Below are 13,107 nucleotides of genomic sequence, written 5' to 3' on the forward strand. Positions count from 1 at the left end.
CTGCGCGCTAAAGCACGCCGTGGATTCGGCTGCTCTCAGCGCTTCGGCGCGGCGAGGGCACCGCGTTCTCGGGCGTCGCGCCGCGCGGCGAACGGTTCTGGTCGTGACCATCGAACTGCGCGCGCTGGACTCGGCCGGAGCGGATGATGCTGTCGCGCATGAAGCGCGGCCGCCGCTTGGCTTCCTCCAGGATCGTGCCGACGTACGCGCCGACGATCGAGATCGCCAGCAGATTCAGCGAGCCGAGGAGCACCACCAGCGTGATCAGTATCGTGACGCCCTGTGGGGCGCTGCCCGGGTCGACCATCTTGTACACGGCCTGAGCCAGCAGCGCGAGCATGGAGAGCGCGAAGAACCCGGCCCCCGCGGTGCTCAGCAGCGAGAGCGGCACCTTGCTGACCGCCAGGATGCCCTTCGTGGCCCAGCCCAGGTTCCTGGCCAGGTTGTTGGTCGAGGTGCCGAACATCCGCTCGGGCCGGACGTAGTCCACGCCGATCTGCCTGCCGCCGACGTAGGCTCGCAACGCGCGCAGGAACGGGTCGCGCTCGGGGAACTCCAGCAGATGGTCGACGACCCGCCGGTCCATCAGTGAGAAGTCGCCCGCGTCGGTCGGCACATGGAAGGGCGCCGAGCGGTTGAACACCCGGTAGAAGCCGCGGTATGCCAGGCGCATGTACAGCGGCGCCTCGCGGTCGACCCGATGGCCGTATACGACCTCGTAGCCCTGGTCCCAGTATTCGACGAACTGCTCGATCATCTCCGGCGGGTCCTGCAGATCGCCGTCGAGCAGCACGACCGCGTCGCCGGTCGACTCGCGCATCCCGCTGAGGAACGCGGCCTGAGAGCCGAAGTTGCGCCGGTGGGTGATGCCGATGACGTGCTCGTCGTGCTCGGACAGCTCCCGGATGACCTCGGCGGAGTCGTCCGGGCTGTTGTCGTTGACGAAGATGATCTCGTAGTCGACGCCGCACTTCACGAACACGTCGGTGAGCCGGCGGTGCATGTACGGGATCGCCTGGCCGTCCTTGTAGCAGGCGATCACCGCGGAGATGCAGCGCCGCTTCGGCTCCTGGGACCGCGGGATCTGCGGGACCTCGACGGCCTGAATCCCGGTCTGCGGGAACTCCTCCCGCACCACCTTCTCTGCGGCCGCGGCCGAATATCGATCGTCCAGGAAGGCCGCACGTTCTGGCGCGTCGTACCAGTTCGCGGTCAGCCGCAGTCCTTCGCGAAAGCCCACCGCGGCGTGCCAGCCCAGTTCCGCGTTGATCCGGCGCGGATCGCCGTACCAGTCGGCCAGGTCCCAGGACCGCTTGACCGTGCAGAACTGCGGCTCGGCAGCGATCTGGAATTCCCGCGCGACCGTCTGCGCGACTTCGACCATTGAGGTGGCTTCGCCGCTCGCGACGTTGTAAAGCCGGAACGCGTTGCTCTGCGGGTCGTGCGCGGAAAGCGCGGCCGCGACGAAGGCGTCTACGACGTCGTCGATGAACACGAAGTCGCGCGTGGTCTTGGGGTCGGCGAACGGCGGCAACTCGCCGGCCCGCACCCGGCGCACGATCTCGGGCACCAGCCTTCGGGGTTCCTCGAGCGGCCCGTATACCGAGTAGAGTCGCAGGATTCTGGTTCGCAGCCCGTCGCGGCGTGCGTAATCCTCGAGCAGGTTCGTCGCCGCGAGCTTGGTCACGGCGTACAGGCTGTTCGGCGTGGCGACGGCGTCCTCGGCTGGGCCCGCGCAGTTGGTGCCGTATTCGGACGACGAGCCGGCGTGGATGAGCGCGGCCGCGTTTGCGCCGCACCAGCGCGCCAACTGGTCGACCATGCCGACGTTGACGTCCGGGATCCGATAGGAGTCGTTCTGGAACGGATATGCGCCCGCGGCCGCCAGGTTGATGATCGTGCGCGGCTGGTGCCGGTCCAAGAACTCGCCGAGGCCGCCGGGCTCGACCGCTTCGTAGCGCAGCGCGCCGGCGGCCTCGTGTCGCCAGGGCCGTGGCCGGGTGCCGAAACCGATCACATCGTCGCGTCCGGCGCTCAGCGCGTCGAGCACATGGACGCCGACGAAGCCGCCCGCGCCGGACACCAGGATCGGCCCGGGAATCGCGGCGGGGTCGAAGACCGACTGCGTGCTGCGCAGGCTCATGTGCGATCAGCTTCCAGCTTGAGGGCTCCCAGCACGTCCGAGACCAGTTCGCCGATCGGACGGTGCAGCTTCGATTCGAGGTACTGCGCCGAACCGAGCGCGCCGACCGGCAGGGACTCGACCGCGTCCATCACCACCGGCACCGCGAGGGCGCGGGTGGCGACCACCTCGGCGACCGCCGCGCCGAGTCCGCCGACCCGGTAGTGGTCCTCGACCGTGACGCAGGCGCGGCTGCGGGTGAGGTGCGCGGCCAGATCCTCCGCCGTGGTCGTGTCGAAGCGCAGTACCGAGAGCACCCGGACGGACGCTCCCGCGGCGGCCACCGCCTGCGCCACGCGCTCGGCGCGCTCCACGGCGGTGCCGAGCGCCAGCACCAGCACTTCGGTCGTTTCAGCGGTCTGCGATCGCACGTCGTGCGACGGCGCCGCGGCACCCTGGCGGCTGAGCCGGAAGTAGGCCGGCCCGCACTGCCCGTAGCTCTCGCGAACCAGGGCGCGGGTGTCCTCGTCGGTGACCGGCGCGTAGACAGTCAGACCAGGCTGGGTGCGCGCGAGCGCCAGGTCCTCAAGCGCATAGTGAGTGAGCCCGTCGAAGGCGTAGTCCGTGCCGGCGCCGACCCCGATGATGCGGATCGGCAGCCGGTGCGCGACCGGCCCGTTGCGGATGAACTCGAACGGCCGCAGGAAGGAGAAGGTCGCGATGGAGTAGCAGTACGGCAGCAAGCCCGCCTCGGCCATCCCGGTCGCCACGCCCACCATGGCCTGCTCCGCCACGCCCACATTCACGAACTGGCCGGGGAATTCGCGGGCGAACTCGTCGAGCACGCCGAACCCGAGGTCCGCGGTCAGCAGCACGACCCGGCGATCGGTGCGGGCCAGTTCGGCTAATTCGGTGATCGCCGCCTTACGCATGCTCCCCGCCTCCTACCTGAGCCAGCGCCGAGGAGTATTGCTCGCGTGTCATCGGCAGGTAGTGCCACTCGACGCGTCCTTCCATGAAGTCGACTCCCTTGCCCGCGGTGGTATGCGCGGCGATCAAGTGCGGCCGCCCACCGCGGCTGTCCGCGGACAGCGCCAGCGCTTCATCGAGCGCGGTGACGTCGTGACCGTCCAGCTCGGTCAGGTGCCAGCCCATCGCCTCGAAGGAACGCGGCGCCGAGGAGGTGTCGAGTACGTCGCGGGTGAAACCGAGCGCCTGCTGGCCGTTGAGGTCGAGCAGCACGGTGAGGCCGCCGCATTTGTGGTGGGCGGCGAGCAACGCCGCTTCCCAGGTCACGCCTTCGTCGAGCTCGCTGTCGCTGAGCAGGACATAGGTCGACCACGGGGCCGGCGCGCGCAGGGCGGCCATCGCCGAGCCGACGCCGAAGGACATGCCCTGGCCGAGCGAGCCGGTCATGAAGTCGTTGCCGACCAGCTCCGGGTCAGGGTGCGTGCCCAGCAGCGAGCCGTCCGTGCCGTAACCGGCGAGCGTGGCGTCGTCGATCACGTGCAGTTCACGCAACGCGCAGTACCAGGCCAGCGCGGCGTGGCCCTTCGACAGGACGAACCGGTCACGGTCCGGCTCGCGGGTGCCGAGACCCCGCACCCGTGGCGCGACCGCCGCGACGAGATCCGCGATGGACAGAGCGGAGCCGATGTGGCCCTTCGAGGCGTTGAATGAGCCGTCGAGGATGCGGGTTCGGATCCTCGTGGCGAGGGCTTGGACGTCGATGGCGGGGACCCCCGGTTTTCGGTGGCTGGCGGAGGCGCGAGAGACCTCCCGCGCGTGGTCGTTCATCGGCGTACGTACACCGTGCACGACTTGCAGTTGAGATCCTTGGCGATGCGGTAGTCCTGATTCAGCAGCGCCGTCAGGTCCGGATATTGGGTGGTCAGCTTTCCGCGGGCGGCGATGCCGAAGAACGGATCACCGACCGCGTCCACGACGCACGCCGTCCCCTTGTCGGAGATGGCGTCGCCGAGCAGCTTGTCGCCCGGGGCGTAGTTCTTCGCGGAGGCCGTTATCTGCGTGACATTCAGGAACGGGATCGCGTTGTGCCACGAATAGTTGAGGTAGAGCTCGGGAGCCCAGCCCCAGACCACCACGTTGGAGCCGGACGGGCAGTCGGCGGCGAGCTTCGGTGCGCGTTTCACGCTGGACGCGGAGAGCGAGTACGAGAGCTCATATCGCTTGGTCCGCTTGAGATAGCCGTGATGCGGTCCGAACGAGGCGACCCAGCCGATCAGCGCCACGAGCGCGACTACGGCCGTCGCCGCCAGCGGGCTGCGCACCTTCGGGACCAACACGGCGTCAGGCCGCATCGGCAGGCCGATGGCCACCGCGATCATGGTGTAGACGCAGATCGCGTAGTGCGGAAAGCCCATTCCGCCGATGTACACGGCGATCAGGCCGGACGAAACCAGCGCCGCGCGGCACCACTGGATCGTCCGGCTCGATCTGACGCCGAGCCAGCACAGGGCGCCGACGAGCAGCACCACGTGCAGGGTGACCACGAGAGTGCGCCAGTTGGACAGCTTCGAGGTGAGGGTCAAGCCGCCGGAATAGCTCGACAGAAAGTTCAGGTCTATCCGGATGGCGGCCGTCGATACGTCGCTGGAGACGAGCATCGCGAGCCCGACGAGCAGCAGCGGCGTGAACAGGCCGCCGAGCCAGTAGCCGGCCGAGCGCACGAGGGTGCGTCGCGAATACTCCCCGACACGGACCACATGCACCGCGAAGACCGCAAGGATCATCGGCGCGACCTGATACTTCGATCCGAATGCGAGGCCGCTGAGCAATCCGGTCAGCGCGTAGTAAGCGGCTGGCCGCCGGGCGATCGCCTCGGGGCGGGGCAGGCTCGCCGCGAGCACCAGCGCCGCGGGCAGCAGTTCGGTATCGAGGGCGGCGAAGTTGACGGCGCCCCCGATCACCAGCGTCGTCACCAGCGGGAACCACCAGAAACCGGTGACGATGACCGCGGTCGCGGCGCCGAGGCCGCGGCGGGCGAGGGTGAAGCCGAGGTAGCCGAGCAGGCCGAACATGACGGCGGAAAGCAGATGCGCGAAGGCGATGGTCAGCGGAAAGCCGATCCAGCCGAGCAGCGCGAGGAAGAGCACCCAGAAGGGGCCGGTGGTGGCGGTAGTCCAGGTGGTGAACGGAATCGGCGAGTGCAGCGCGGCGCGCGCCTGCGCCATCAACTCCGCCTCGTCCGAGTCGTACGCCCCCGTCGTGTGCAGGAAACTGCCCCGGCACATGACCGCCACGCCGACGAACGCGGCGGCGATGGCCATCTGCCGTCCACCGCGCAGCGCGGCCGATCTCGCCGCGCGCCAACGCGCCGGGCCCGGATCCGGCAGCGCGGGCCCGGGTCTTTCCGCCTCGGGCTGTTCCTGATCAGGCTGTCCCTGACCAGACTGAGTCGTCTCAGACCGTGCTGTCTCGGTCTGCCGCGCCCGCTCCAGCTGCCCGCCGGCCGTTTCGACCGTGATTGAAGATCCCTGATTTACATCCACACGTACCACCCCCACTCCCGGCGAACCAGGCCACCCTTGAACAGCACTCAAACCAGGACGCTTATGATCAAATCAGGCGTCTGCTGGGCCGTGCAACGGTACCAGGAAAGCTGAAAGAGCAGCGGGCTTTCCTGGAAGCCTGATGAAAGAATTCACTCTCTCGGGTCCGTCGTCTGATAAGAGGCTGAAAACGGCTGAGCGGATGCATCCTGCGCCAAGAAATTTCGTCAGCCGGCGGCGCGCGCCCTAAATGCCCTGGCCAGATCGTCGCGCGCCTCTAGAACGAGCCGACGCAGCGCCGGGGCGTGCCCGTCCTCGCCGAGCCAGCGGTCGGCGCGCGCCAGTGTCGCTTCCTCGACGACGTGGCTCGGGAATGCGAGCGCTGCGATCCGCCGCGAGTTCTCGATCGAGCGCCGCGACCACACCTCGTCGAGCGCGGCGAAGTAGGGTTCGACGAAGGGGACGACGAGGTCGGGTCGATCCGGCGTCGCGGCGAGGCCGAGCAGCAGTTCGCGCAGCAGATCGGTGGGCTGGTCGCCGGATTCCAGCACCAGTTTCCACGCGGCCTGCTTCGCCTCGGCTGAGGGACGCGCGGCCATGCAACCGGCGTGCTTGCGCCGACCCGCCGCCGTCGCGTCACGTACCAGTTCGGCGTCGAGCCGGGCCTGGTCGGCATGGCCGCAGCGGGCCAGTGCGTGCAGGAAGGTCCAGCGCAGGTCTGCGTCCACTGCCAGGCCGGCGATCTTCTCGGTGCCCTCCAACAGGGCGTCCAGCAGAGCAAGGTCCTCGGCCGAGCGTGCGACCGCGGCGAAACCGCGGGCCCAGGCGAGCTGATGGTCCGAGCCGGCTGTCGCGGCGGTCAACGCCCGCCGCGTCATCGCCGCGGCGCGCCGCGCTGCCTGCTGCGCCGCCTCCGGCGCGAGGTAGTACTCCAGCACGTATTCGGTCTGCAGCAACAGGTTCTGCACGACGCCGACCTCTGATTCAGCCGACGCATGCAGATCGACGAACTCGATGAACTCGTTCCCCGACAGCTCGGCGTCGCGGGTCATGTTCCACAGCGCCGACCACAGCAGCGAACGCGGCATCGGCTCCTCGAAGGCCGACAGGCTCTCGCGGAGGAACTCCACCTGATCAGCCGTCAGCCGCAGCTTCGCGTAGGTCAGATCGTCGTCGTTGAGCAGATGGAAGCCGGCAGCGCCAGCGCTCGCGCCGCCACCGCCGAACGAGAACGGCGTGCGGACACTCTCGACGTCCACCTCGCGCCGTTCAACCCGTACGACTCGTGCCTTATCGCCCTCGCCACTTCGGCTCTCGTCCGGCGCATACGCATAGGAACCGACTGCGATTCGGTGCGGCCTGGCCGCCAAACTGCCTGGCGCGGCCGACTGCACGATCGCGTCGCCGTCAATCGCCAGAGTATTGAGTTGGGCGGTCTCCAACCAGGCGCGGGACCAGGTGGCCAGGTCGCGGCCGGAGGTTTCCGTCAGCACATCGAGCAGGTCGGCGAGGGTGGTGTTCCCGTACGCGTGGCGCTTGAAATAGCGACGTGCCCCCTCCAGGAAGGCCTCCTCGCCGACATAAGCGACGAGCTGCTTCAACACCGACGCACCCTTGGCGTACGTGATGCCGTCGAAGTTCAGCTTCGCGTCTTCGAGGTCGTCGATGGTCGCGACGATCGGATGCGTCGTCGGCTGCTGATCCTGCCGGTAAGCCCACGCCTTGCGCCGGTTGGCGAAGGTGACCCAGGAGTTCCGCCACCGCGTCGCCCTGGCCTGCGCGTAGGAACCCATGAACTCGGCGAAGGACTCCTTGAGCCAAAGGTCATCCCACCAGCGCATGGTCACCAGGTCGCCGAACCACATGTGCGCCATCTCGTGCAGGATCGTGCAGGCGCGCCCCTCGTAGGCCGCGTCGGTCACCTTCGACTGGAAGACGTACTCCTCGGTGAATGTGACGCAGCCGGGGTTCTCCATCGCGCCGAGGTTGTATTCGGGCACGAATGCCTGGTCGTACTTGCCGAATGGGTACGGATAGTCGAAGTGCTCGTGGAAGAAGTCAAGGCCCTGCTTCGTGACCTCGTGGATCGCGTCGGCGTCGAAATGCTCGGCGACCGAGCCGCGGCACAGTGCGGCCAGAGGGATCTCCAGCGTCGAGCCGTCCGGAAGCGTGCGCGTGTACAGGTCGCGCACCACGTGATACGGCCCGGCGACCACGACCGTGATGTACGTCGAGATCCTTTGCGTCGGCTCGAAAATCCACCGCGCCGCGCCGTCCACGACCCGCTTACGTTCCCGTGCGACCCCGTTGCTCGACATGTGCCATCCGGCCGGCGCCGTGATGTCGAACAGGAATGACGCTTTCAGGTCGGGCTGCTCGAAGTTCGCGTACATCCGGCACGCGTCCGCGGGCTCGAACTGCGTGTACAGATAAACCTGGCTGTCGGTGGGATCGACGAAGCGATGCAACCCCTCGCCGCTTCGGCTGTATGCGCACGAGGCCACCACAGTGACCTCGTTGACGCTTTCCAGCCCGGTCAGCCAAACGCGGGAGCCGCGGTAGACCTCGGCCGGGTCGAGCGCGCGCCCGTTCAGCGTCACCGACTGCACGTGCGGGGCAACCAGGTCGAGGAAGGTCGTGGCGGACGGACCCGGCTCGGCGTAAGAGAAGCGGATCGTGCTCGCGGACCGGAAGGTGGCCGCCTCCGGCTGCTTCGCGCCGCTCAGATCCAGCTCGATCCGGTAGCTCTCGACCGTGATCAGCCGCGCCCGCTCCCTGGCCTCGTCCCGGGTCAGGTTCATCCCCGCCATGTGCCACTCCGCTTCGCTCCGCGCCGTTGCCGAACAAGCCCGTCGATACCGGCCGGCCCATCATTTCAGCCAGATTGACGCGCCGAGTTCGCCGCCCCCGGATAGGGGTGTGCCCCGCCGGGCCGAAGCCGAGCGGGGCACACCGGCAACCCTTCGAACGCTGCCGCGGTTACTTCAGGCGCTACTTGCGGCGGGTGATCTTGTTGCCGAGCCAGACCAGCGGGTCGTACTTGCGGTCGGCGACGCGCTCCTTCATCGGGATCAGCGCGTTGTCCGTGATCTTGATGTGCTCGGGGCAGACCTCGGTGCAGCACTTGGTGATGTTGCAGAAGCCCAGGCCGTGCTCCTCCTGTGCCTCCTTGCGCCGCTCACGCGTGTCGAGCGGGTGCATGTCGAGCTCGGCGATGCGCATCAGGTAGCGCGGACCGGCGAACGACTCCTTGTTCTCCTCGTGATCGCGCACCACGTGGCAGGTGTTCTGGCACAGGTAGCACTCGATGCACTTGCGGAACTCCTGCGAGCGCTCGACGTCCACTTGGGCCATCCGGTAGTCGCCCGGCTTGAGGTCCTTCGGCGGCTCGAAGGCCGGGATCTGACGCGCCTTCTCGTAGTTGAAGGACACGTCGGTGACCAGGTCGCGGATGACCGGGAACGTGCGCAGCGGAGTGACGGTGACCGTCTCGTCCTCGGTGAACACGGACATGCGGGTCATGCACAGCAGCCGCGGCATGCCGTTGATCTCCGCGGAACACGAGCCGCACTTGCCGGCCTTGCAGTTCCAGCGCACCGCCAGGTCCGGGGCCTGCGTGGCCTGGAGCCTGTGGATGACGTCGAGCACCACCTCGCCGTCGTTGACCTCGACGGTGAAGTCGTGCAGTGCGCCGTCCTGATCGTCGCCGCGCCAGACCTTGAACTTCGCCTTGTACGTCATGATGCGTCCGCCCCAGTCCCCTTCTCCGGCTGCGTCGCGACCGCGGCCGCCGGCGCGGCCGACGAGGCGGGCAGTTCGGCCAGCTCTTCCTCGGTCAGGTACTTCTTCAGCTCGGAGCGCTCGAACAGGGCGAGCAGATCCGGGCGCATCTTCGGCAGCGGCTGCTTCTTGATCTGCGCGTGCCCGTCCGGGCCCACCGAGCAGACCAGGTTGACCTTCCGCCACTCGGCCGACATCTCCGGGTAGTCCTCGCGGGTGTGGCCGCCGCGCGACTCCTGGCGCTCCAGCGCCGCCTTGGCCACGCACTCGGAGACCAGCAGCATGTTGCGAAGGTCGAGCGAGAGGTGCCAGCCGGGGTTGAACACCCGGCCGCCGGCCGCGGCGACCTTCTCCCGGCGCGGCGCCAGCTCGGCCAGCTTCTCGATCGCGGCCTGCATCTCGTGCTCCCGGCGGATGATGCCGACCAGGTCGTTCATCGTCTGCTGCAACTCGGCGTGCAGGGTGTACGGGTTCTCACCGGTCGACTGCTCGAGCGGAGTGAGCGCCTCGGCCTCGGCAGCGGCCACATCCGACTGCGCGACGGCGGGCCGTGCGGCGAGCGAGTCGACGTACTGCGCCGCGTGCTCGCCTGCGCGCCGGCCGAAGACCAGCAGGTCGGACAGCGAGTTGCCGCCGAGCCGGTTCGAGCCGTGCATGCCACCGGACACCTCGCCGGCCGCGTACAGACCGGGCACGATCGAGGCCTGCGTGTCCGGGTCGACCTCGACGCCGCCCATGACGTAGTGACAGGTCGGTCCGATCTCCATCGGCTCGGCGGTGATGTCGACGTCGGCCAGTTCCTTGAACTGGTGGTACATCGAGGGCAACCGCTTGAGGATGAACTCCTTGGAGCGGCGCGAGGCGATATCCAGGTACACGCCGCCGTGCGGGGTACCGCGCCCGGCCTTGACCTCGGAGTTGATCGAACGGGCCACCTCGTCGCGGGGCAGCAGCTCCGGCGGGCGCCGGTTGTTGTCCGGGTCGGTGTACCAGCGGTCCGCCTCCTCCTCGGTCTCCGCGTACTGCGGGCGGAAGACGTCGGGGACGTAGTCGAACATGAACCGCTTGCCCTCGGAGTTGCGCAGCACGCCACCGTCGCCGCGCACCGACTCGGTGACCAGGATGCCCTTCACCGAGGGCGGCCAGACCATGCCGGTCGGGTGGAACTGGATGCACTCCATGTTGATCAGCGTCGCACCGGCCAGCAGCGCCAGCGCGTGACCGTCACCGGTGTACTCCCAGGAGTTGGAGGTCACCTTGAACGACTTGCCGATGCCGCCGGTCGCCAGCACCACCGCGGGCGCCTTGAACAGCACGAAGCCGCCGTCCTCGCGTCGGTAGCCGAAGGCCCCGGCGATCCGGTCGCCGTCCTTGAGCAGCCGCGTGATGGTGTGCTCCGCGAAGACCTTGATGCTGCCCTCGGCGTCGCCCGTCTCGCGCGCGTCCTGCTGCTGAAGACCGACCACGGCCTGCTGCAGGGTCCTGATCAGCTCGAGACCGGTGCGGTCGCCGACGTGCGCCAGGCGCGGGTACTCGTGCCCGCCGAAGTTGCGCTGGGAGATCTTGCCGTCCTTGGTGCGGTCGAACAGCGCACCCCACTGCTCGAGCTCCCACACCCGGTCCGGCGCTTCCTTGGCGTGCAGCTCGGCCATCCGGAAGTGGTTGAGGAACTTGCCTCCGCGCATCGTGTCGCGGAAGTGCACCATCCAGTTGTCGTTGGGGTTCACGTTCCCCATCGCGGCCGCCGCGCCGCCCTCGGCCATGACCGTATGGGCCTTGCCGAACAGGGACTTGCAGATGATCGCGACCCGCTTGCCGCGCAACCGCGCCTCGATCGCGGCGCGCAGCCCCGCCCCGCCCGCGCCGATCACGACGACGTCGTATTCGTAGGTTTCCATGGCTTTGGCTTTCGGCTCTCTTGCCTTGATTAGAAGAAGCGCGGGTCGCTGAACGCGTTGGAGGAGACCAGCAGCACGTATAGGTCGGCGAGCGCGACGCTGAAGAGGGAGACCCAGGCAAGCTGCATGTGCCGGGCGTTGAGCTTGGAGACGATGCCCCAGGCGCGGTAGCGGACCGGGTGCTTGGAGAAGTGCTTCAGCCGCCCGCCCATGATGTGCCGGCACGAGTGGCACGACGCGGTGTACAGCCACAGCAGCACGGCGTTCGCCAGCAGCACCAGCGTGCCGAAGCCCATGTGTCCCCACTGGCCCGCGGAGTTGCGGAAGCCGAGGATCGCGTCCCAGGTCAGGATGATGTTGAAGAGCGCGGCCAGCACGAAGAAGTAGCGGTGCGCATTCTGGAAGATCAGCGGAAAGCGGGTCTCGCCGGAATAAGAGCCGTGCGGCTCGGCGACCGCGCAGGCCGGCGGCGACTGCCAGAAGGCGCGGTAGTACGCCTTGCGGTAGTAGTAGCAGGTCAACCGGAACCCGAGCGGGACGATCAGGACCAGCAGCGCGGGGGACCACGACCACCACGACCCGATGAAGTGCACCTCACCAGCGCCCTGCATCGGCACGCAGTTGTCCGAGATGCACGGCGAATAGAACGGGGAGATGTACGGGGAGGCGTAGTAATGGTCGTTCTGGAACGCGCGGAAGGTCGCGTACGCGATGAACGCGATGAAGATCACGAAGGTGATCAGCGGCGAAACCCAGTAGCGGTCAGTCCGCAGCGTGGGCTTGTCGATCTTTGCCCGTCCGGGCGACAGCGTACCGGTGCTCATTTCCTGTGCAAGCTCCTGCTTCGATGGAGGTTAGAGCGACCGAGGATTGGAGGTCGGGCTCTCGTGCCGATGACCTTCGCCTGGCTGCGTTGTCGTCGGTCGACGGCCAACACCGGGCCGCCTCCCTCCTCCGCCTTGCCATGCTCGGCCCTAGGCCCGCTCGCTGATCCGACCTCCAATCCTCGGTCGCTCTAAGCAGCACAACTCGTCTGCGGCGAACCGCACTCTAGTCCTTGCGGGGGCGTCTCAACGTCGCGCTATCACACGCAGTGACGATGGTGACCAAATTCACATGGCAGACAGCGCAGGTCGGAGGGCTAGGCAACGCTCCGCATCCGTTCGACGACAGGCTCGCACTTAGCTCTCTTCGGGGAGCGACCCGGAGACTGACCAGGGCTCGGCGAATACGTCTGAGGCGTCCATCTCGGTGGACTCGATCAACGGCTGCGCAATCGCTACCGCCGCTTCAGCGCCCACGAGCTGACGGACCGTCGCGATGCGCGGGTACCAGGGCGCGAGTTTCGCAGCCTCGTCGAGCCGCTGGATGGCCTTCTCCATGCGGCCACGCTGCATGTCGATCCGGGCTTGTGTGCAGAGCGCGTCGGCTAGCGCGAGCGGCGTTCGGGCGCGCGCCATGCAGATCCGGTTCGCCCGCTGCGCCGCGCGCAAGTCTCCGGAATGGAGTGCGAACAGGACTCGGCCGGTGCGGTCCACCTGGGCCGCGAAGCGGTTTGGCGCCAGGGCGGCGATGTGGCGCTGCGCCAGCGGCACGGCTTTTGGCGCCAGCCCTGGATCCTTTTCGGCCAGGAGCATGAGCAGTTTGGCGGCGCGAGCTGAGTCGGTGGCATGGCGGGCCTCTGTCCCGGCCCGATTATCTGCCGGATCCGGTTCCGGGTACGCCACTCGTAGCGCGCGGTCATAGTCGCCGCGTTCTGTGAGCAGTTCCGCGGCGAGCGACGCGGCACCGAGTT

9 protein-coding genes are annotated in these 13,107 nt (G+C 67.9%); all 9 read right to left on the reverse strand.

Going from position 1 to position 13,107, the window contains the following annotated elements:
* Positions 1 to 7: 7 nt before the first annotated feature.
* A complete protein-coding gene (locus tag VN779_RS09145) occupies positions 8 to 2,143 on the reverse strand; it encodes an NAD-dependent epimerase/dehydratase family protein (protein ID WP_325722018.1) in 2,136 nt (711 codons plus the stop codon).
* Positions 2,140 to 3,054: a transketolase family protein gene (locus VN779_RS09150; protein ID WP_325722019.1), complete on the reverse strand. Its 915-nt coding sequence runs from the start codon at positions 3,052 to 3,054 to the stop codon at positions 2,140 to 2,142. Before VN779_RS09150 ends, VN779_RS09145 begins: the two co-directional genes overlap by 4 nt.
* A complete protein-coding gene (locus VN779_RS09155) occupies positions 3,047 to 3,919 on the reverse strand; it encodes a hypothetical protein (protein WP_325722020.1) in 873 nt (290 codons plus the stop codon). The genes VN779_RS09150 and VN779_RS09155 overlap by 8 nt, the downstream gene beginning before the upstream one ends.
* The gene (locus tag VN779_RS09160) at positions 3,916 to 5,412 is read right to left on the reverse strand and encodes a hypothetical protein (RefSeq protein WP_325722021.1); all 1,497 of its coding nucleotides are present in this window, start codon (positions 5,410 to 5,412) and stop codon (positions 3,916 to 3,918) included. The genes VN779_RS09155 and VN779_RS09160 overlap by 4 nt, the downstream gene beginning before the upstream one ends.
* Positions 5,413 to 5,861: 449 nt before the next feature.
* Positions 5,862 to 8,444 carry an aminopeptidase N gene (gene pepN, locus VN779_RS09165; RefSeq protein WP_325722022.1) on the reverse strand — a complete coding sequence of 861 codons (2,583 nt, stop codon included), beginning with the start codon at positions 8,442 to 8,444 and terminating at the stop codon, positions 5,862 to 5,864.
* Positions 8,445 to 8,625: 181 nt separating this feature from the next.
* Entirely contained in the window at positions 8,626 to 9,375 is a 750-nt protein-coding gene (locus tag VN779_RS09170; RefSeq protein WP_325722023.1) for a succinate dehydrogenase/fumarate reductase iron-sulfur subunit, read from the reverse strand.
* Positions 9,372 to 11,312, reverse strand: coding sequence for a fumarate reductase/succinate dehydrogenase flavoprotein subunit (locus tag VN779_RS09175; RefSeq protein WP_325722024.1), 1,941 nt, complete (start codon positions 11,310 to 11,312; stop codon positions 9,372 to 9,374). The genes VN779_RS09170 and VN779_RS09175 overlap by 4 nt, the downstream gene beginning before the upstream one ends.
* Before the next feature lie 29 nt (positions 11,313 to 11,341).
* Positions 11,342 to 12,136, reverse strand: a complete 795-nt coding sequence (locus VN779_RS09180; RefSeq protein WP_325722025.1) for a hypothetical protein — start codon at positions 12,134 to 12,136, stop codon at positions 11,342 to 11,344.
* A 357-nt stretch (positions 12,137 to 12,493) separates the two neighbouring features.
* A partial coding sequence (locus tag VN779_RS09185; protein WP_325722026.1) for a hypothetical protein occupies positions 12,494 to 13,107 on the reverse strand: 614 nt, incomplete at its 5' end.

The organism is Actinocrinis sp. (assembly GCF_035605935.1).
Taxonomy (GTDB): domain Bacteria; phylum Actinomycetota; class Actinomycetes; order Streptomycetales; family Catenulisporaceae; genus Actinocrinis.